Origin of the sequence: Sinimarinibacterium thermocellulolyticum (genome assembly GCF_040327995.1) — a bacterium.
GTDB classification, from domain to species: domain Bacteria; phylum Pseudomonadota; class Gammaproteobacteria; order Nevskiales; family Nevskiaceae; genus Solimonas; species Solimonas thermocellulolyticum.
Genome location: NZ_JBEPIJ010000012.1, coordinates 1 through 18,969, shown reverse-complemented (window position 1 = coordinate 18,969; position 18,969 = coordinate 1). Strand labels below are relative to the sequence as shown.

The 18,969-nt window shown below is 67.8% G+C and carries 18 protein-coding genes and 1 pseudogene; 11 read left to right on the top strand and 8 right to left on the bottom strand.

Going from position 1 to position 18,969, the window contains the following annotated elements:
- The first annotated feature begins 39 nt into the window (after positions 1-39).
- The 5 genes and pseudogenes from ABSH63_RS11055 (at position 40) to secF (ending at position 5,534) form a co-directional block, all read left to right on the top strand.
- A pseudogene (locus ABSH63_RS11055) lies at positions 40-836 on the top strand (NAD-dependent epimerase/dehydratase family protein).
- An 81-nt stretch (positions 837-917) separates the two neighbouring features.
- Positions 918-2,255: a UDP-glucose dehydrogenase family protein gene (locus ABSH63_RS11050; RefSeq protein WP_352889774.1), complete on the top strand. Its 1,338-nt coding sequence runs from the start codon at positions 918-920 to the stop codon at positions 2,253-2,255.
- Positions 2,256-2,394: 139 nt separating this feature from the next.
- The gene (gene yajC, locus ABSH63_RS11045) at positions 2,395-2,661 is read left to right on the top strand and encodes a preprotein translocase subunit YajC (protein ID WP_352889884.1); all 267 of its coding nucleotides are present in this window, start codon (positions 2,395-2,397) and stop codon (positions 2,659-2,661) included.
- Positions 2,662-2,739: 78 nt separating this feature from the next.
- Positions 2,740-4,593, top strand: a complete 1,854-nt coding sequence (gene secD, locus ABSH63_RS11040; protein ID WP_352889773.1) for a protein translocase subunit SecD — start codon at positions 2,740-2,742, stop codon at positions 4,591-4,593.
- A gap of 11 nt (positions 4,594-4,604) precedes the next feature.
- Positions 4,605-5,534, top strand: coding sequence for a protein translocase subunit SecF (secF, locus tag ABSH63_RS11035; protein ID WP_352889771.1), 930 nt, complete (start codon positions 4,605-4,607; stop codon positions 5,532-5,534).
- A gap of 58 nt (positions 5,535-5,592) precedes the next feature.
- Here secF and ABSH63_RS11030 read toward each other — a convergent pair whose 3' ends face one another.
- Both ABSH63_RS11030 and ABSH63_RS11025 read right to left on the bottom strand, forming a co-directional pair.
- On the bottom strand, positions 5,593-6,168 hold the full coding sequence (locus ABSH63_RS11030; protein ID WP_352889770.1) for a DUF934 domain-containing protein: 576 nt from the start codon (positions 6,166-6,168) through the stop codon (positions 5,593-5,595).
- Entirely contained in the window at positions 6,165-7,832 is a 1,668-nt protein-coding gene (locus ABSH63_RS11025) for a nitrite/sulfite reductase (RefSeq protein WP_352889768.1), read from the bottom strand. The genes ABSH63_RS11030 and ABSH63_RS11025 overlap by 4 nt, the downstream gene beginning before the upstream one ends.
- Before the next feature lie 151 nt (positions 7,833-7,983).
- On the opposite strand from ABSH63_RS11025, the gene ABSH63_RS11020 reads away from it, so the two are divergent.
- Positions 7,984-8,415, top strand: coding sequence for a hypothetical protein (locus tag ABSH63_RS11020; protein WP_352889766.1), 432 nt, complete (start codon positions 7,984-7,986; stop codon positions 8,413-8,415).
- 19 nt (positions 8,416-8,434) lie between these two features.
- Here the strand turns inward: ABSH63_RS11020 and purH are convergent, their stop codons facing one another.
- The 4 genes from purH to xseA all read right to left on the bottom strand — a co-directional run bounded on the left by purH (position 8,435) and on the right by xseA (position 12,870).
- The gene (purH, locus tag ABSH63_RS11015) at positions 8,435-9,997 is read right to left on the bottom strand and encodes a bifunctional phosphoribosylaminoimidazolecarboxamide formyltransferase/IMP cyclohydrolase (RefSeq protein ID WP_352889765.1); all 1,563 of its coding nucleotides are present in this window, start codon (positions 9,995-9,997) and stop codon (positions 8,435-8,437) included.
- A 55-nt stretch (positions 9,998-10,052) separates the two neighbouring features.
- Positions 10,053-10,322: a helix-turn-helix domain-containing protein gene (locus ABSH63_RS11010; protein WP_352889764.1), complete on the bottom strand. Its 270-nt coding sequence runs from the start codon at positions 10,320-10,322 to the stop codon at positions 10,053-10,055.
- 258 nt (positions 10,323-10,580) lie between these two features.
- A complete protein-coding gene (prmA, locus tag ABSH63_RS11005) occupies positions 10,581-11,474 on the bottom strand; it encodes a 50S ribosomal protein L11 methyltransferase (RefSeq protein WP_352889763.1) in 894 nt (297 codons plus the stop codon).
- Positions 11,475-11,505: 31 nt separating this feature from the next.
- Complete coding sequence (gene xseA, locus ABSH63_RS11000) at positions 11,506-12,870, bottom strand: exodeoxyribonuclease VII large subunit (protein ID WP_352889762.1); 1,365 nt, start codon at positions 12,868-12,870, stop codon at positions 11,506-11,508.
- 80 nt (positions 12,871-12,950) lie between these two features.
- Between xseA and guaB the strand changes: the two genes are divergently transcribed.
- From guaB to tadA, 4 genes are read left to right on the top strand one after another with little or no spacing between them, the layout of a single operon-like run.
- Positions 12,951-14,414, top strand: coding sequence for an IMP dehydrogenase (guaB, locus tag ABSH63_RS10995; protein ID WP_352889761.1), 1,464 nt, complete (start codon positions 12,951-12,953; stop codon positions 14,412-14,414).
- 51 nt (positions 14,415-14,465) lie between these two features.
- Entirely contained in the window at positions 14,466-16,037 is a 1,572-nt protein-coding gene (gene guaA, locus ABSH63_RS10990) for a glutamine-hydrolyzing GMP synthase (protein WP_352889760.1), read from the top strand.
- A gap of 19 nt (positions 16,038-16,056) precedes the next feature.
- The gene (locus tag ABSH63_RS10985) at positions 16,057-16,338 is read left to right on the top strand and encodes a TMEM165/GDT1 family protein (protein ID WP_352889759.1); all 282 of its coding nucleotides are present in this window, start codon (positions 16,057-16,059) and stop codon (positions 16,336-16,338) included.
- Positions 16,338-16,829, top strand: a complete 492-nt coding sequence (tadA, locus tag ABSH63_RS10980; protein WP_352889882.1) for a tRNA adenosine(34) deaminase TadA — start codon at positions 16,338-16,340, stop codon at positions 16,827-16,829. The genes ABSH63_RS10985 and tadA overlap by 1 nt, the downstream gene beginning before the upstream one ends.
- Before the next feature lies 1 nt (position 16,830).
- Here the strand turns inward: tadA and ABSH63_RS10975 are convergent, their stop codons facing one another.
- Together ABSH63_RS10975 and ABSH63_RS10970 are read right to left on the bottom strand one after the other, a co-directional pair.
- On the bottom strand, positions 16,831-17,490 hold the full coding sequence (locus tag ABSH63_RS10975; RefSeq protein ID WP_352889757.1) for an ankyrin repeat domain-containing protein: 660 nt from the start codon (positions 17,488-17,490) through the stop codon (positions 16,831-16,833).
- Between the two features lie 49 nt (positions 17,491-17,539).
- A complete protein-coding gene (locus tag ABSH63_RS10970; RefSeq protein WP_352889880.1) occupies positions 17,540-18,517 on the bottom strand; it encodes an NAD(P)H-quinone oxidoreductase in 978 nt (325 codons plus the stop codon).
- 191 nt (positions 18,518-18,708) lie between these two features.
- Here ABSH63_RS10970 and ABSH63_RS10965 point away from each other — a divergent pair.
- Positions 18,709-18,969, top strand: a 261-nt coding sequence (locus ABSH63_RS10965) for a DUF3450 family protein (RefSeq protein WP_352889756.1), incomplete at its 3' end; no start/stop codon positions are given.

Here is an 18,969-nt window from a genome sequence, read left to right as displayed (position 1 = left end):
TCCACACCGCCCGAGCGCTGCGCCTTCGAGCAGCTCGATATGGCCGATGCGCACGCGCTGCTCGCGCTATTCGTACGGAGCCGGCCCGACGCCGTGGTGCATCTGGCGGCGCAGGCCGCGTGCGCGATTCGCTGACCCATCCGCGAGCCTGCATCGACCGCAAATTGCTCGGCTTTACCAATCTGCTCGAAGGCTGCCGCCAGCAGCCGCCGCAGCACCTGGTCTGCGCCTCGTCGAGTTCGGTGTATGGCGCCAACACCCGCGTGCACCTCTGGGTGACCGATCCGGCCGACCATCCGGTGAGCCTGTACGCCCGACCAAGAGGGCCAACGAGGCGATGGCGCATGCCGACGCGGACCTTTGTGCGATCGCGGCGACCGGGCCGCTTCTTCAGCGTATACGGCCCCTGGGGGCGGCAGGACATGACCTACTGCAGCTTAACCATGACCTTGTCCGAGGACCGGAAGATCGAGGTCTTCAACAACGGCGAGATGGCGCGAGACTTCACCGATGTCGAGGACATCATCGACGGCGTGTTGCGCACGCTCGACCGTCCACCGGCGCGCGATCCGTTGTGGACCGGCGATCCGCCAGTGCTCGGACGCAGCCGCGCGCCGCACCGGCTGTACAACATCGGCAACCATCAGCCAGTTGAGCTGCTCGACTTCATCGCGATTCTGGATCGGCTCACCGGCCGCACGGCGCGCGAGGTCCTGCGCCCAATGTTGCCGGGCGCCGTGCATCGCACCTACGCCGATGTCGACGCGCTGATGCGCGATACCGGCTTCGCACCGTCGACGCCGATCGAGACCGGCCTGGCGCGCTTCGTCGACTAGTATCGCGGCTATCACCGCTCTTGACCGGGGTACATCACCGCGGGGCATGACTGTCCTGCACAGCATCGAGGTCATCAACACATGAATGTGACGGTTTTCGGGTCGGGCTATGTGGGTCTGGTCACCGCCGCCTGTCTGGCGGATGCGGGCAACCGCGTGGTCTGCATCGATGTCGACCCCGAGCGGGTGGCGATGCTGCAGTCCGGCCATTGCCCGTTCTACGAGCCGGGCGTCGATGCGCTGCTGACGCGAAACGCGCGCGCCGGTCGTCTGCGCTTTACCACCGATGCCGCCGACGGCGTCGCGCACGGCGAGCTGATCTTCATCGCGGTCGGCACGCCGCCGCAGGAAGATGGCTCGGCCGACCTGCAGCACGTGCTTGAGGTCGCGCGCACCATCGGTGAGCACATGAACGGCTATCGCGCGATCTGCACCAAATCGACGGTACCGGTCGGCACCGCGCGCAAGGTGCGCGCAGCGGTGGCACGGGCGCTGCAGGCGCGCGGCGCGACGATCGAGTTCGACGTCGTCGCCAATCCGGAGTTCCTCAAAGAAGGCGCTGCGGTCGAGGACTTCACGCGGCCCGACCGCATCATCGTCGGCACCGACAGCGCGCGCGCGCTGGATCTGATGCGCACGCTGTACGCGCCGTTCAATCGCAATCACGACCGGCTGATGGCGATGGACATCGAGTCAGCCGAGCTGACCAAGTACGCCGCCAACGCGATGCTGGCGACGCGCATCAGCTTCATGAACGAGCTGGCGCTGCTCGCCGAGAAGGTCGGCGCCGACATCGAGTCGGTGCGCCGCGGCATCGGCTCGGACCCGCGTATCGGCTTTCACTTCCTGTACGCCGGCTGCGGCTATGGCGGGTCGTGCTTTCCCAAGGACGTTCGGGCGCTGCAGCGCAGCGGCGAGGAGGTCGGCCAGCACCTTGGCGTGCTGGCGGCGGTCGAGGCCGCCAACGAACGCCAGAAGCACCTGCTGTTCGAGCGCATCGACGCCTATCTGGGCGGTGTTGCCGGCAAGACCATCGCGCTCTGGGGGCTGGCGTTCAAGCCGAATACCGACGACATGCGCGCGGCGCCGAGCCGGGTGCTGATGGAGTCGATCTGGGCCGCCGGTGGCGTGGTGCGCGCGTACGATCCGGTCGCGATGGATGCCACCCGCCGCATCTACGGCGAGCGCGCCGATCTGGTGCTGGCGGACAGCGCCGAGGCCGCTTGCGAGGGGGCCGACGCCCTGGCCTTGGTCACCGAATGGCGCCAGTTCCGCAGTCCGGACTTCGCGCTGATCAAGGCGCGGATGCGGCGGCCGGCGATCTTCGACGGGCGCAATCTGTACGATCCGGCGGCACTGGCCGAACTCGGCTTCGACTACCAGGGCATCGGTCGGGCGAGCGGGCGCCGGCCGGCGTAGGCCGGGGGCGACTGCGCCCCGTGGCATAATCCGCCCCCTCGTTCCACCCAAGCCCGTTTCCGGAGCCTTTCCCGTGCTGGATTTGTTTATCAGCCCCGCCCATGCGCAGGCGGCGGCACAGCAGCAGCCCAGTGTCCTGATGCAGTTCCTGCCACTGATCCTGCTGGTGGTGCTGTTCTATTTCATGCTGATCCGCCCGCAGATGAAGCGTAACCGCGAGCATCGCGACATGCTGAGCAAGCTGGTCAAGGGTGACGAAGTCGTCACCAGCGGCGGCATCGCCGGCAAGATCGTCGACATCGGCGAGGCATATCTGTCGGTCGAGGTCGCCGACAACGTCCACATCAAGATCCAGAAAGCTTCGGTGGCGACGGTCCTGCCCAAGGGCACGCTCAAGACGCTTTGACGCATTTCCCGCAGAGGTCCGCCCCGGGTGGACCCACTGCCACGCAGGCCTGGTCCGCCGCGGACCGCGATGCCGACTATGAAACCGTTCCCGCTCTGGAAATATCTGGTCCTGATCGCCTCGGCGATCTTCGGCGTACTGTTCGCCGCGCCCAATCTGTACGGTGACGATCCGGCGGTGCAGATCTCGATGGCCAACGGCGACGTGCCACCGCCGACGCTGGGCGAGCAGATCGAGCGCGTCCTCGGCGAGGCTGGAATCCGCGCGCTCAGCAACGGTGCCGAGGAAGGGCGCTGGATCGTGCGACTCGAAGACGAGTCGGTACAGCTCGCCGCGGCAGACGCGCTGCGCCGGGAGCTCGGTCGCGGCTTCGTGGTCGCGTTGAACCTGTTGCCCAAGACGCCGCAGTGGCTGCGCGACCTCGGCGCCAAGCCGATGAACCTCGGCCTGGATCTGCGCGGCGGCGTGCACTTCCTGCTCGAGGTCGACGTCGAGGACGTGCGCAAGCGCGCGGTCGAGCGCATCGTCGAAGACGTACCGGCGCTGCTGCGCAAGCAGAACATCCGCTACAGCGCGCGCCGACAGGTCGGTGACGCCGGCGTGCTCGAGTTCGCCAACGCCGAGCGGCTCGAAGCGGCGCGGCGCGCGATCGCCAAAGACTTCCCGGAATACGATCTGAGCGTACCGCCCGATGCGCCGCTGTCGCTGCAGGTGAGGCTGTCGGAGGCGGAAACCAAGCGCATCGTCGACTTCGCCGTGCAGCAGAACCTGACGACGCTGCGCAACCGCGTGAACCAGCTCGGCGTCGCCGAGCCGCTGGTGCAGCGCCAAGGGGCCGACCGTATCGTCGTCCAGCTGCCGGGCGTGCAGGACACGACGCGGGTCAAGGAGCTGCTCGGTGCGACGGCGACGCTGGAATATCGCGCGGTCGCCGAGGAAGACCCGTACACCGCGGCGAGCACCGGCATCGTGCCGGTCGGAACCGAGCTGTTCTACACCCGTGACGGTAAACGGCCGGTGCTGCTCAAGCGCGAGGTCATCGCCGGCGGTGACAACCTCGTCGATGCGGCGGCCACCGTCGACGAGAACGGCGGCCCGGCGGTCAGCGTGACGCTGGACGGGCCCGGGGCCAAGCGCATGTTCGCGTTCACCGAGAAGAACGTCGGCAAGCCCATGGCGGTGCTGTACAAAGAGCGCGAGGTCGTCACCAACTACAACGCCAAGGGCGAGCCGATACGCGAGCAACGCGAGATCAAGGAAGTGATCTCGATCGCCTCGATCCGTGGCGTTTTCGGCAAGCGCTTCCAGACCACCGGGCTCAGCAGCAAGGAGGCGCACGATCTCGCGCTGCTGCTCAAGGCCGGCGCGCTTGCCGCGCCCGTGGTCATCGTCGAGGAGCGTACCATCGGCCCGAGCATGGGTGCCGACAACATCGAGCGCGGCCAGCTCGCCGCGCTGATCGGCTTTCTCGCGGTGGTCGTGTTCATGGCGGTCTACTACCGCCTGTTCGGCCTGATCGCCGACCTTGCGCTGTTTCTGAATCTGGTGCTGCTGGTCGCCGCGATGTCGCTGATCCAGGCCACGCTGACCATGCCGGGCATCGCCGGCATCGTGCTCACGCTGGGCATGGCGGTGGACGCCAACGTGCTGATCTACGAGCGCATCCGCGAGGAGCTTGCGCGCGGCAGCGCGCCACTCGCGGCCATCGACGCCGGTTATGACCGCGCGTTCCTGACCATCGCCGATTCGCAGATCACGACGCTGATCGCTGCCGTGGTGTTGTTCGCCATCGGCTCGGGGCCGGTCAAGGGTTTCGCCGTCACCCTGACCCTCGGCATCGCCACGTCGATGTTCACCGCGATCATTGGCACACGCGCGATCATCCATCTGATCTACCGCGGCAAGACGCGCCTGCGCGATCTGCCGGTCTGAAGAGGCAAGCCATGCGGGTTTTGTCGAAGGTCCCGAACATCGATTTCATGCGCATGCGCGCGCCGGCAGTCGGCCTGTCGGCGCTGCTCAGCGTGCTCGCCATATTGCTGATCGCCTTGCGCGGTCTGAACATGGGCATTGACTTCACCGGCGGCGTCTTGGTCGAGGTCAGCTACCCCGAGTCGGCGCCGCTCGACGAGGTGCGCGCGGCCCTGGCGCGCGCCGACTTTACGGGCGCGTCGGTGCAGTACTTCGGCACGTCCCGGGATGTGCTGATCCGCCTGCCGCCGACGCAGGAGAACGACTCCGCTGCGATCAGTACCGCGGTGCTCGACGCACTCGGCACCATGGAGCCGGCGCCGGAGCTGCGACGTGTCGAGTTCGTCGGCTCCGCGGTCGGCGAGGAGCTGGCCGTGGACGGGGGTCTGGCCGCGATCTTCGCGATCATCCTGATCCTGATCTACGTGGCGCTGCGCTTCGAATGGAAGTTCGCGGTGGGGGCGATCGTCGCCACGGTGCACGATGCATTGTTCGTGCTCGGCTGGTTTGCGCTGTTCGGCATCGAGTTCGATCTACCGACGCTGGCCGCGGTGCTGGCGGTGATCGGCTATTCGCTCAACGACACGATCGTGATCTACGACCGTATCCGCGAGAACTTCCTTGATCTGCGCAAGGCCAGCCCGGTCGAGGTGATCAACGTCTCCGTCAACCAGACGCTGGCGCGCACCATCGTCACCGGCGGCACGACGCTGTTCGTGCTGATCGCGCTGTTCTTCCTGGCGGGCAGCGCCGTCCACAACTTTGCCATCGCGCTAATCGTTGGCGTGCTGGTGGGGACCTACTCCTCGATCTTCGTCGGCAGCGCCATGGTGCTGTGGCTGGGCGTCACCCGCGAGGATCTGCTGCCGCCGGCCGAGACCGAGGTGGACGACCTGCCTTGAGCGTGAGGACGCCGGCGCCGCTCGACGGCCCGTTCGCGGTGCCGGCCGCTGCAGCCGCTCAGCCGCGTCGGCGCAGCGCGAACACCGGGTTCGCAATGGCCGGCAGTTGGTACCAGTGGCGCGTCTTGGTGGTGTGCAGGCGCTCGATGAAGCGCTCCGCGTTCTGGTCGGCGCGCAGCGCAAAGGCATCGAAGCCGCAGCGCAGCAGCTCCGCCGCCTGGTCGACCACGACGGCCGCACCGGTGGCGCGAAGCTCGCCGGCATAGCCGTAGCGCTCGCGCAGCGAGCGCGCCTGGCTGTAGGCGCGGCCATCGCCGAAGGCGGGAAAGCTCAGGCATAGCAGATCGCGGTCGGCGATCGACGGCCAGACTTCGGCGAGATCGGCAGTGTTGGGCAACAGCACGCCGACCTTGGGCGCGGCGGCGGCCAGCGTGTCGCGCTCGGCCTGCCAGCGCGCGAGGCTGACGATGGCGCGGCCGCTGGCGGGCAGGGCCTCGTCGTCGCCGAGCATCACACTGTCATCGGTTTCGACACGGCCGTTGCGGATCAGAGTCTGGGCGCCGTCTTTGGCGATCGCCGCCTCGGCGCCGGCCGGTCGGCCGTTTGGATTCGGTTCGAGCGAATGTGTCGTCATGCCGTTTGCTCCGCGGCATACAGCCTCGCTTTGAACGGCGCCATGCCGACGCGGCGGTAGCACTGCAAAAAGGTTTCTTCCTCGTCGCGGCGCTGTTCGAGATACACCTCGATGATGGTCTGCACCGCATCGGCGATCTCGTCGCGGCCGAACGAGGGGCCGGTACGCTCGCCGAGGCTGGCGTCGTTCTCGGCGCTGCCGCCGAGCGTGACCTGGTACCACTCCTCGCCCTTCTTGTCGACGCCGAGGATGCCGATGTGGCCGACGGTGTGATGGCCACAGCCGTTCATGCAGCCGGACATCTTCAGCTTGATCTCGCCGATGTCGTACAGGTGATCGAGCGAGTCGAAACGGTCGTTGATCTCGGCGGCGACACCGATCGAGCCGGCGTTCGCCAGCGAGCAGAAGTCCAGCCCGGGGCAGCAGATCATGTCGGTCAAAAGGCCGATGTTCGGCGTCGCCAGACCGGCGCCGCGTAGCGCTTCCCATACTGCATGGACGTCCTGCTGGCGCACATCGGCGAGTACCAGGTTCTGGTCGTGCGTCGCACGCACCTCGCCGAAGCTGTAGCGCTCGGCCAGATCGCCGATCAGGTCCAGCTGTGCCGCCGTGATGTCGCCCGGCGCCACGCCCGGCGCCTTGAGCGAGACGAACACGATCTTGTAGCCCGGCACACGGTGGTCGCGCACGTTGCGCTTCACGAACGAGGCGAAGGCGCTGTCGTTGGCGACGGCCTTGTCGAAACCGGCGTCGGCGGCTGCATTGGCCTCGTAAGGGTGCTCGGTGAAATGGGCGCGCATGCGCGCGATGTCCTCGTCGGTGAGCCGCAACGCGGCCCGGTCGATCTGCGCCCATTCGGCTTCGACGAGCTGCGCGAACTTCGCGGGCGTCAGTTCCTTGACCAGCACCTTGATGCGCGCGCGGTGGATGTTGTCGCGCCGGCCGAGGCGGTTGTACACGCGCAGGATCGCTTCGAGGTACGAGAGTAGCTCGGCTTGGGGCAGGAACTCGCGGATCTTCTGGCCGATCATCGGCATGCGGCCGAGACCGCCGCCGACGTAGATGCTGTAGCCGAGTTCGCCCGCTGCATTGCGTACGATGTGCACGCCGATGTCGTGCACCTGGGTCGCGGCGCGGTCCGTGGTCGACGACGAGAACGCGATCTTGAACTTGCGCGGCAGCCAGTTGAACTCGGGATGGAAGGTCGCCCACTGTCGCGTGATCTCGCAGTAGGGGCGCGGGTCGACCAGTTCGTCCCTGGCGACGCCGGCGAGATGATCGGTGGTGATGTTACGGATGCAGTTGCCGGAGGTCTGGATCGCGTGCATCTCGACGCTGGCGAGATCGGCGAGGATGTCCGGCACCTGTTCGAGCCTGGGCCAGTTGAACTGGATGTTCTGGCGCGTGGTGAAGTGCCCGTAGCCCTTGTCGTAGGTGCGCGCGATGTGCGCGAGCATGCGCACCTGGCGCGCCGACAGCAAGCCATAGGGAATCGAGACGCGCAACATCGGCGCAAAGCGCTGGATGTACAGACCGTTGCGCAGGCGCAGCGCGCGGAACTCATCCTCCGGGATCTCGCCGGCGAGAAAGCGCTGCGTCTGGTCACGGAACTGGGCGACGCGCTGGTCGACGAGCTCCTGGTCGTATCGGTCGTATCGGTACATGCGGCGGGTTCGGGATAGGGGCGCGCAGCGTAGCAGCACGCGAACGAGCGCCCCAGACGATTGCTGCCATAACCTCAGAACGAAGCGTTATGACGATGCGCCCGGCTTTGCGCTGGCGCAGGAGGCGGCAGACCGCTATCGTGCGCGGCGCATGATCGGCTACGACTTTCGCCTGCACACGGATCGCAGCGCGCTCGAAGGCGGCGAGTACGTCGAGATCCAGACCGGACCGTTCGCCGAGCGCTATTGGTGCGAGGGTTCGGTCTATGTGCGCGCCGATGTCTTCGCGCTGATCGACGGACCGCTGCGCGGTCGTTGCGGCTACGTCGATGTGTACTCGACGGTCGACCTGGATCGTGAGCACGGCGCCGAGTGCATATTGGTCTGGCGCGAGGCCGCGCGGCAGATCGAGGCCGGGCAGGCGCTGCGTGCGATGCGTCTGCTCGGCCTTGGGCATGTGCCCCTGCTCGACGGCGAGTTGCGGCTGCAAAGCGACGCCGTGATCGGCTTGCTACGCGGTCTTGCGGATGTCGTCGAGCGACGGCTGTCGGTGTGCGAGCGCATCGCCGTCGTCGGCCTGTAGCCGGACGACGGCGGACGCTTTAGTGGCGGAAGTGGCGCACGCCGGTGAACACCATCGCCATGCCGGCCTCGTCGGCGGCGGCGATCACCTCCTTATCGCGCATCGAGCCGCCCGGCTGGATCACGGCGGTGATGCCGGCGGCGGCGGCGGCGTCGATGCCGTCGCGAAACGGGAAGAACGCATCGGAGGCCATGACCGAGCCACGCACTTCGAGTCGCTCGTCGGCGGCCTTGATGCCGGCGATCTTCGCCGAATAGACGCGGCTCATCTGGCCGGCGCCGATGCCGATGGTCATGCGGTCCTTGGCGTAGACGATGGCGTTGGATTTGACGAACTGCGCGACCTGCCAGGCGAACAGCAGGTCGTCGATCTCCGCCTCGCTGGGCGCGCGCTTGCTCACGATCTTGAGGTCTGCGCGCCGCGTGATCAGGGCATCCACGTCCTGCACCAAGAGGCCGCCGGCGACGCGCTTGAAGTCCCAGCTCGCGACGCGTGGTGCCGCAAAGGCACCGCATTCGAGCAGGCGCACGTTCTGCTTGCTCGCTGCCGCCTCGCGCGCCGCGGGGCTGATCACCGGGGCGATGATCACCTCGACGAACTGGCGCTCGATGATGCGCCGCGCGGTGTCGCCGTCGAGCTCCCGGTTGAAGGCAATGATGCCGCCGAAGGCCGAGGTCGGGTCGGTACGAAAGGCGTCCTCGTAGGCCTCGCCGATCGTCGCGCGCACGGCCACGCCACACGGATTGGCGTGCTTGACGATGACGCAGGCCGGCTCGTCAAAGCTGCGCACGCATTCGAGTGCGGCATCGGCGTCGGCGATGTTGTTGTACGACAGATCTTTGCCCTGCAACTGCCGCGCCGCGGCGATGGTGCCAGCCTGCGCGCCTCGCTCGATATAGAACGCCGCCCGCTGATGCGGATTCTCGCCGTAACGCAGGTCTTGCTTCTTCTCGAACTGCAGGCCCAGCACGCCCGGAAAGCGGGTGCGGTCAGCGTCGTCGCCGAGGCTGGACAGGTAGGCGCTGACGGCGGCGTCGTAGCGCGACGTCAGTGCAAAGGCCTTGAGCGCGAGCCGCTCTCGCGTCGCCTGGGCGACGCCGCCGCGATCGATCTCATCGATCACGCCGGCGTAGTCGGCGGGATCGGTGAGCACCGTGACCCAGGCGTGGTTCTTCGCCGCCGCGCGCAGCATCGCCGGGCCGCCGATGTCGATGTTCTCGATCGCCTCGGCGCGTGTGCAATCCGCTTTGGCGACGGTGGCCTCGAAGGGGTACAGGTTGACCACCAACAAGTCGATACCGACGATGCCGTGCTCGATCATCACCGCGGCGTCGACGTCACGGCGCGCGAGCAAGCCACCGTGGATCTTCGGATGCAGGGTCTTGACGCGGCCGTCCATGATCTCGGGAAAGCCGGTGTGCGCCGATACCTCGATCGCGTCGAGGCCGGATGCGCGCAGCATTTTGTAGGTCCCGCCGGTGGACAAGAGCTCGATATTGCGCGCAGTCAGCGCACGGGCCAAGTCGACGATGCCGGTCTTGTCGGAGACGGACAACAGGGCGCGGGCGACGGGCGTCTTCATTTCAGTGGAGTTTTGCGGTGCGGCGGATCGAGGTCGGTCGCGCGCGCCGTGGTGCTCACGGCTTGAGCGAGTCGGCGCTGATCTTGTGCTGTTTGAGCTTCTTGCGCAGTGTCGCGCGGTTCAGGCCGAGCATCTCGGCAGCGCGCGACTGATTGCCGTGGCAGTAGCGCAGCGTCGCACGCAGCAGCGGCGGCTCGACCTGATCGAGAAACAGGTCATAGAGATTTCGCGGTGCGTGGCCGTTGAGCGTGCGAAAGAAATCGTCCAGCGATTCCTGTACCGAATGCCCGAGTGGTTTGATGTCGGAAGAGCGCAAGGGAGCCATGGACATGTTTCCTGACGTTCCGTGCCGTCACACGTTCGCCGCCGTGTGATCGTCAGCCCGGTTTTGGGGCACCGGTCGAGGGTCGGCAATCATACTCCTGCGCTTGGTCCGAAAAAAGCACCGGATGCCTGAGCGTCGATTGTCGTCGCGGCCAATGCGCGGTCGGTACGCCGTCGCTGTTGGCCGAAGCTGCGTGAATCGGTCTTCTCCGTCGCGCCGGCCCCTCGCACGCTGGCCAAGGCGCGCGTCGAGCATGGCTTACTGACGGGGCGCCTCGTTGCGACATCCGGTGATGCGCGTCCAGCCCTCGCGTGAGACGTCGGCGTCGAAGCAAAACCAGGGCGCGTAAGCGGCGCGGACCTCGTCGGCCTGGCGGTCGAGCAGACCGGCGAGCGCGATGCGCCCATGATGGCGCGTGCAGCGCGCGAGCAGCGGCGCGAGCTCGACCAGCGGATTGGCGAGGATGTTGGCGACGACGATGTCGCAGGCCGCTGGCGCGAAGTCATCCGGCGACACGGCCTCGATGCGCGCATCGACGCCGTTGACGGCGGCGTTGTCGCGCGTGGCCCGGATCGCCTGCGGGTCGATGTCGACGCCGATCGCGCGCCGTGCGCCGAGCAAGAGCGAGGCGATCGCCAGTACGCCGGAACCACAGCCATAGTCGAGCACGGTCTTGCCGCGCAGATCTTGCGCAGCCAGCCATTCGAGACACAGCGCGGTCGTCGGGTGAGTGCCGGTACCGAAGGCTAGGCCCGGATCGAGCTTGAGCACCACCGCATCGGCCTGCGTGACCTCGTGCAGCTTCTCCTGCGGCACCACCCACAGGCGCTCGCCGAAGCGCAGCGGCGGACAGTCCTTGAGCCAGACGCGCACCCAGTCGCGATCTTCGACCAGTTCATGATCGACGAGGATCTCGGCGCCGTCCGGCAGCAGTTCGCGCAGGCTGGCGCCGATCGCTGCGGGATCGGCATGTTCGGCGAACAGGCCGAGCGTGACCGTGTTCGCCCAGAGCGGCGTTTCGCCGGGCGCCGGTTCGAGCACCGGGTCGTCGACGGCATCGACGAAGCTGACGGCGCCGGCGCCGTGGGCCAGCAGCACCTCCTCGGCGAACTCGGGATGCCGCGAGCGGACGCGAATTTGGAGCCAGGCCATGATTTTCGTGAGACGTGAGACGTGAGACGGGTCAGTCGTCGCCGTGCAGGCGTTCGACGCGGGTGTCGAGCTCGCCGCGCGCCAGGACGATGCGCAGCGCCGCGCCAGCGGCGGTCTGCGCGGCATCGGTGAGCGCGCGGCCTTCGGCGTCGAGAGCGATCGCATAGCCGCGCCGCAGCACCGCACGCGGATCCAGGCCTTCGAGCCGCGCGTGGCTGCGCTGCCAGCGTGCATCGAGCTGCGTGTGCAGGCGCTGCTGCGCGCCGGTCAGGCGTGTGCGCAGTTCATCGAGCCGGCGTTGGTGAAGGAGTACGCGCTGCGCTGGCGCATGCAGGGCGAGGCGCGTGCGCAGTTGCTGGACACGCGCTCGACGATCGCCGATGCGCGCCGCGGACGCCTGGCCCAGGCGCAGCGCCAGCTCGTCGAGTCGTTGCGCGGCATCGTGCAGACGCCGCTGCGGATGCTGGACGTGCAGGCGCGCATCGACGCCGCGCAGCCGATCGCCGGCCGTGCGCAGATGTCGTTCGATCGCGTGGCGCGCACGCCGCTGTAGGCCGTCGAGGTCGTCGCGCCAGTCGCCGAGGTCCGGCGCCGCGCGTTCGGCCGCGGCCGTGGGCGTCGGTGCGCGCAGGTCGGCGGCAAAGTCGGCGATGGTGACGTCCACCTCATGGCCGACGCCGCAGATCACCGGTACGGCGCAGGCGCGGATCGCGCGGGCGACGGCTTCGTCGTTGAACGCCCACAGGTCTTCGAGCGAGCCGCCGCCGCGCACCAGCAGCAGCACGTCGATGGGCGCACGCTCGGGCAGCTCGGTGAGCGCGCGCACGATGGCCGCCGGCGCCTCGCTGCCTTGCACCGGCACCGGGTATAGCCAGACCGGCGCCAGCGGATAACGCCGGGCGAGCGTGCTCAGCACGTCCTGTACGGCCGCGCCGGTCGCCGAGGTGACCAGTCCGATCGCGCGCGGCAGGCGTGGCAGCGGCCGCTTGTTGGCCTCGTCGAACAGGCCTTCGGCGGCGAGGCGCTTTTTCAATGCCTCGAAGGCGCGCAGCAGCGCGCCTTCGCCGGCCGGCTCCAGGTGTTCGCACACCAGTTGTAGCTCGCCGCGCGCGACGTAGATGCCCGGCTGCGCGCGCACGAGCACCAGGTCGCCGTCCTTTGGCGGCGGGCGAACGTGGAGATTGGCGTTGCGGAACATCGCGCAGCGCAACTGCCCGCGCGCATCCTTGAGGGTGAAATACCAGTGGCCCGAGGCCGGCCGCGAGAAGTTGGAGATCTCGCCCTGGACCCAGACGCGCGGTAGCGCATCCCCGATCAGCGCGCGCAAGAGGTCGATCAGCTCGCCCACCTCGTAAACGGTGCGGCTGGCGGGGCGGGTGGGAGAGGCGGCGCTCATGTGGATGACTTTAGCAGTTGGCCGCTTCGGGAGCGGTCGTCGGCTATAATGACGCGCTTCATCCAAGGCTCGCACCTGCCATGCGCATCCTGACCGAAGCACTCACTTTCGACGACGTGCTGCTGTTGCCCGCGTACTCGGAGGTGTTGCCGCGACAGGTCGATCTGCGCACGCCGCTTACGCGGCGCATCGTGCTCAACATCCCCCTGCTGTCCGCGGCGATGGACACCGTGACCGAATCGCGGCTCGCGATCGCGCTGGCGCAGGAAGGCGGCATCGGCATCATCCACAAGAACATGGACGTCGAACGCCAGGCTGCCGAGGTGCGCGCGGTCAAGAAGTACGAGTCCGGCGTCATCACCGACCCGATCGTCGTGCCGCCGACGATGACCATCGGCGAGGTACTCAAGCTCACGCGTGCCAACCGCATCTCCGGTGTGCCGGTCGTCGACGGCAGAAATCTCGTCGGCATCGTCACCAGCCGCGACTTGCGCTTCGAGACGCGCTACGGCGAGCCGGTGTCCAAGGTGATGACTCCCAGAGAGCGGCTCGTCACGGTGCGGGAAGGCGCCTCCAAAGAGGAAGTCATCGCCAAGCTGCACGAGCACCGCATCGAGAAAGTGCTGGTGGTCAACGACGCCTTCCAGCTGCGCGGCATGATCACGGTCAAGGACATCCAGAAGTCGACCGATTACCCGATGGCCTCGAAGGACGAGCACGGCCGTCTGCGCGTCGGCGCCGCGGTCGGTACCGGTGGCGACACCGACGAGCGCGTCGCGCGCCTGGTCGAGGCCGGCGTCGACGTCATCGTCGTCGATACCGCACACGGGCATTCCAAGGGCGTGCTCGACCGTGTCTCCCGCATCAAAAAGACCTATGGCGATCGCGTGCAAGTCATCGGTGGCAACATCGCCACTGGCGATGCGGCGCTGGCCCTGGTGGACGCCGGTGCGGATGCGGTCAAGGTCGGTATCGGACCGGGCTCGATCTGTACGACGCGCGTCGTCGCCGGTGTCGGCGTGCCGCAGATCAGCGCGGTGATGCAGGTGGCCGAAGCGCTCAGGAGCAAGGACGTGCCGCTGATCGCCGACGGCGGCGTGCGTTACTCCGGCGATCTGGCCAAGGCGCTGGCGGCCGGCGCCTATGCGGTGATGGTGGGCTCGATGCTCGCCGGTACCGAGGAGGCGCCGGGCGAGGTGGAGCTGTATCAAGGCCGCTCGTACAAGTCTTATCGCGGCATGGGTTCACTCGGCGCGATGACGCAGGGCTCCAAAGACCGGTACTTCCAGGACACGACCTCGGAGGTCGAAAAGCTGGTGCCGGAGGGCATCGAGGGCCGCGTGCCCTACAAGGGGCCGATGGCGGCCATCGTGCACCAGATGGTCGGCGGTCTGCGTGCCTGCATGGGCTATACCGGCTGTAGCTCCATCGAGGAGCTGCGCACCAAGACCCGCTTCGTCAAGATCACCTCGGCGGGCATCAAGGAATCGCACGTCCACGATGTCACCATCACCAAGGAAGCGCCCAACTACCGCGTGGAGTGATCCACCGCGCATGTCCCGGTTCGCCGGGGCATTTTCGTTGAGAGCACCCCGTTGAACATCCACTCCGACAAGATCCTGATCCTCGACTTCGGCAGCCAGTACACGCAGCTGATCGCACGCCGCGTGCGCGAGCTCGGCGTCTACTGCGAGCTGCACCCATGGGACCTAGGCGAGGACGCGATCCGCGCATTCGCGCCCAGGGGCGTGATCCTGTCCGGTGGCCCGGCTTCGGTGCTCGACGCCGGCTCGCCGCGTGCGCCGCAAGCGGTATGGGCGCTGGGCGTGCCGGTGCTGGGCATCTGCTACGGGATGCAGACCATGGCGGTGCAGCTCGGCGGTGCGGTCGCGCCCGGTGCAGTCAAGGAGTTCGGCTATGCCGAAGTGCGTGCGCGCGGACACTCGCGGCTGTTGCGCGACATCGAGGATCGCGTCAACGACGAGGGGCATGGGCTGCTCGACGTGTGGATGTCGCACGGCGACCAGGTCACGGCGCTGCCGCCCGGCTTCAAACCGATCGCCTCGACCAAGGACGTGCCGATCGCCGGCATGGCCGACGAAACGCGCGGCTATTACGCCTTGCAGTTCCACCCCGAGGTCACGCACACGACGCAGGGCGCGCGCATCTATGCGCGCTTCGTGCACGAGATCTGCGGTTGCGGCAGCGCATGGACGCCGGGCAACATCATCAGCGACGCGATCGAGACGGTGCGTGAGCGGGTCGGCAGTGCCAAGGTCCTGCTCGGACTTTCTGGCGGCGTCGATTCCTCGGTGGTCGCCGCGCTGCTGCACAAGGCGATCGGCGACCGGCTCATCTGCGTATTCGTCGATCACGGTCTGCTGCGTCATCGCGAAGGCGACCAGGTGATGAAGATCTTCGCCGAGCACCTGGGCGTGAAGGTCATCCGCGTCGATGCCCAGGCCCGCTTCTTCGATGCGCTCAAGGGCGTGTCCGATCCCGAAGCCAAGCGCAAGATCATCGGCCGGCTGTTCGTCGAAGTCTTCGACGAAGAAGCGGCCAAGCTCGACGGTATCGAGTTCCTCGCCCAGGGCACGATCTACCCCGACGTGATCGAGTCCGCCGGCAGCAAGACCCAGAAGGCGCAGGTCATCAAGAGCCATCACAACGTCGGCGGACTGCCCGAGCGCATGAAGCTCAAGCTCGTCGAGCCGCTACGCGAGCTGTTCAAGGACGAGGTGCGCAAGATCGGCCTCGAGCTCGGCCTGCCGCGCGAGATGGTCTACCGTCACCCGTTCCCGGGGCCGGGTCTGGGCGTGCGCATCCTCGGCGAGGTCAGCCCGCAGGCGGCCGAGACGCTGCGCCTCGCCGATCACATCTTCATCGAGGAGTTGCGTCGCGCCGGCTGGTACGAGCGGACCTCGCAGGCCTTCGCGGTGTTCCTGCCGGTGCGCTCGGTCGGCGTGACCGGCGACGGCCGCCGCTTCGAGCCGGTGATCGCGCTACGCGCGGTGCAGACCGTCGACTTCATGACTGCACAGTGGGCGCAGCTCCCCTTCGAGCTGCTCGATGTCTGTTCGCGGCGCATCGTCAACGAGGTGCCCGGGGTGTCGCGCGTGGTCTACGACATCTCCGGCAAGCCGCCGGCCACGATCGAATGGGAATAGCCACGGACGCATGGGCCTCATGGATGCCAAGATCTTTGCCACCGTTTTTTTCACCGTGTTCGTCGCCGAGCTCGGCGACAAGACCCAGCTCGCCACCTTGCTGTTCTCGGCGGACAAGCCGGCATCGAAGTGGACGGTGTTCGCCGGCGCGGCGTCGGCGCTGGTGCTCGCCGCCGCGATCGGTGTGGTCGCGGGTGGCTGGCTCGCGCAGCACGTGAGTCCGCGTTCCCTCAAGCTGCTCGCCGGCGCCGGCTTCGTGCTGATCGGGGCTTGGACGCTGCGCTCGGCCTTCACCACCTGATGCCGATGGCAGCCGGCCTGCCGGACGCGCGCGACGAGCGCGCCCGCGACGAGGTCTGGATGCGGCATGCGCTGTTGCTCGCGCATCGCGCGCAGGCCGCCGGCGAGGTACCGGTCGGCGCAGTGCTGGTGCGTGACGAACGGGTGCTTGGCGAGGGCTGGAACCGGCCGATCGGTACGCATGATCCGAGCGCCCATGCCGAGATCGTCGCGCTGCGCGCCGCGGGTGAGCGCGTCGGCAACTACCGGCTGACGGGCGCGACCTTGTACGTGACCCTGGAGCCGTGCGTGATGTGTGCCGGCGCGATCGTGCATGCCCGGATCGCGCGGCTCGTCTATGGGGCGGACGATCCGAAAGCCGGGGCCGTGCATTCGGTCTACGACGTCATCGCCGCCCCGCGGCTCAATCACCGGGTCCGGTGGCAGGGTGGCGTGCTCGGCACGGAATGCGGCGAGCGGCTGCGCGCCTTCTTCCGCGCCCGGCGCGGCTGAATCAGTCGGCGAGTTCGAGCATTGCGGCGACACCGAGGTGACCGCGCTCGCGCGCGATGTCCGCCGCGGTCTTGCCGTCCTCGGTGCGTGCCGTGCGATCGATCCCGCGCGCGAGCAATAGGCGACTCAAGGGTTCGAAGCCGCGTGATGCGGCAAGATGCAGCGCATTGACGCCGCTGCCGCCCACGTGATGCACGTCGGCGCCGAGCGCGATCAGTAGCGGCGCCAAGCTCTCGCCGGCGGCACCGGCGATGCAGGCATGCAGAGGCGTGTTCTCCATCGGATTTTGCGATACCGCATCAAGCGGTGCGCCCAGGCCGATCAAAACCAGCGCAGCGTCGCGCGCCCCCATGAAGCTCGCCAGGTGTAGCGGCGTCCAGCCGTCTACGCTGTACGCATCCAGTTGCTGCGCATTGGCGGACACCAGTTCGGCGACGCGACGTGGCTCGTTGGCGGCCGCGGCCTCGAACAGGTCGAGCGCGCGCAAGGGCTTGAGCAGCGCCGCGATGTCAGCGGCGCCGTTGTAGAGCGCGAACATCAGTGGCGAAAGGCCGCCGGGCAATGCTGCGGTGGCCTGACTGGCGTCGCGCTCGAGCGCGGCCTTGGCAGCGGCGAGATCGCGATTGTGGATCGCGTGCATCAATGCGGAGACGGCGCTCATCGGTTCAACGGCCAGCGATTGGGCTGGCGCGGATTATCCGGCAACTGTCTCATACGGTCAGCACGATCTTGCCGATGTGCGCGCTGCTCTCCATCAGTCGGTGCGCGTCGGCCGCCCGCTCGAGCGCAAAGGTGGCGTGGATCACCGGACGGATGCGGCCGGCCTCGATCAGCGGCCAGACGTGCTGGCGCAGCGCGCGGGCCAACTCCGTTTTGTACGACACCGATCGCGGGCGCAGCGTCGAGCCGGTCAGCGTGAGCCGCCGCAGCAGGAGCTGGGCGAGCGGCACCTGCGCCTGCGCGCCGCCGAGCAGGCCGATGAACACCAGCCGGCCGTCGTCCGCCAGACAGGTGATCTCGCGCGGCACGTAGTCGCCGCCGACCATGTCGAGAATCACGTCTACGCCGCGCCCGCCGGTGAGCCTGCGCACCTCCGCCGCGAAGTCGGCGGTGCGATAGTTGATCGCGCGCTCGGCGCCGAGCTGCTCGCAGGCACGGCACTTCTCGTCGCTGCCGGCGGTGGCGAACACGCGACGGCCGAGTGCGCGCGCGATCTGGATCGCGGTGACGCCGATGCCGCTGCTGCCGCCCTGTACCAGCAAGGTTTCACCCGGGCGCAAGCGGCCACGCTCGAATACATTGCTCCAGACGGTGAAGCAGGCCTCAGGCAGCGAAGCCGCTTGGACGTCGCTCCAGTTCTGCGGCACCGGCAGGCAGTGCGTCGCGGGCGCACAGACATACTCGGCGTAGCCGCCGCCAGCGGTGAGCGCGCACACGCGATCCCCGATGGAGAACCCGCCGGCCTGCGCGTCGCCGGCGACGATGGTGCCGGCGACTTCCAGTCCCGGCAGGTCGGAGGCCTCGGCGGGCGCTCGGTACAGGCCGAGCCGCTGCAGCACGTCCGGACGATTGACGCCCGCCGCAGCGACGCGAATCAGGACCTCGCCGGGGCGTGGCTGCGGCTGTGGGCGTGTGCAGACCGCGAGGACATCGGCCGGCCCAGGCTGTGTGATCTCGATGGCGCGCATCATGTGCATGGGGGGTCTCGTTCGATCAATCGCCGTACCGCTTGTCTACTCGGGCGGGCTGAGCGTTAAATGGCGCGGGGGTCGCCGCGCCTTGTCCGGCACAGTGTTCACTGTAACCGCGTCTTCGAGCGCCGAAGACGCGCAGGCGGCAACAAGATCATGCGCCCAATCGGGCGGAGGAGAGTCACTCGATGAAAGGCCGACGGGCGCGCTCGCTCACGAGCGCGATTGTGCTGTCCAGTGCGCCGTTGGCGCTCTGCCTGGTGACGGGGCCTGTGCTGGCCGCCACCGTGCCGGAGGTCGTGGAGGCTGCTGATCGATGGCGGGTTGCGCAGGCGCAGAGTCAGCGGCGCGTGGACGATCTGGGGGAGGAGCGGCGGGGCCTGGCGGAGGAATACCGGACGGTATTGCGGGAGATCGAGGGTCTGGAGGCGTACAACCGTCAGCTCGAG

Excerpts from the sequence above, each read along its gene's own strand:
- ABSH63_RS11050 (WP_352889774.1), top strand. The coding sequence starts at position 918 with ATGAATGTGACGGTTTTCGGGTCGGGCTATGTGGGTCTGGTCACCGCC.
- yajC (WP_352889884.1), top strand. The coding sequence starts at position 2,395 with ATGCAGTTCCTGCCACTGATCCTGCTGGTGGTGCTGTTCTATTTCATG.
- secD (WP_352889773.1), top strand. The coding sequence starts at position 2,740 with ATGAAACCGTTCCCGCTCTGGAAATATCTGGTCCTGATCGCCTCGGCG.
- secF (WP_352889771.1), top strand. The coding sequence starts at position 4,605 with ATGCGGGTTTTGTCGAAGGTCCCGAACATCGATTTCATGCGCATGCGC.
- ABSH63_RS11030 (WP_352889770.1), bottom strand. The coding sequence starts at position 6,168 with ATGACGACACATTCGCTCGAACCGAATCCAAACGGCCGACCGGCCGGC.
- ABSH63_RS11025 (WP_352889768.1), bottom strand. The coding sequence starts at position 7,832 with ATGTACCGATACGACCGATACGACCAGGAGCTCGTCGACCAGCGCGTC.
- ABSH63_RS11020 (WP_352889766.1), top strand. The coding sequence starts at position 7,984 with ATGATCGGCTACGACTTTCGCCTGCACACGGATCGCAGCGCGCTCGAA.
- purH (WP_352889765.1), bottom strand. The coding sequence starts at position 9,997 with ATGAAGACGCCCGTCGCCCGCGCCCTGTTGTCCGTCTCCGACAAGACC.
- ABSH63_RS11010 (WP_352889764.1), bottom strand. The coding sequence starts at position 10,322 with ATGGCTCCCTTGCGCTCTTCCGACATCAAACCACTCGGGCATTCGGTA.
- prmA (WP_352889763.1), bottom strand. The coding sequence starts at position 11,474 with ATGGCCTGGCTCCAAATTCGCGTCCGCTCGCGGCATCCCGAGTTCGCC.
- xseA (WP_352889762.1), bottom strand. The coding sequence starts at position 12,870 with ATGAGCGCCGCCTCTCCCACCCGCCCCGCCAGCCGCACCGTTTACGAG.
- guaB (WP_352889761.1), top strand. The coding sequence starts at position 12,951 with ATGCGCATCCTGACCGAAGCACTCACTTTCGACGACGTGCTGCTGTTG.
- ABSH63_RS10985 (WP_352889759.1), top strand. The coding sequence starts at position 16,057 with ATGGATGCCAAGATCTTTGCCACCGTTTTTTTCACCGTGTTCGTCGCC.
- tadA (WP_352889882.1), top strand. The coding sequence starts at position 16,338 with ATGCCGATGGCAGCCGGCCTGCCGGACGCGCGCGACGAGCGCGCCCGC.
- ABSH63_RS10975 (WP_352889757.1), bottom strand. The coding sequence starts at position 17,490 with ATGAGCGCCGTCTCCGCATTGATGCACGCGATCCACAATCGCGATCTC.
- ABSH63_RS10970 (WP_352889880.1), bottom strand. The coding sequence starts at position 18,517 with ATGCGCGCCATCGAGATCACACAGCCTGGGCCGGCCGATGTCCTCGCG.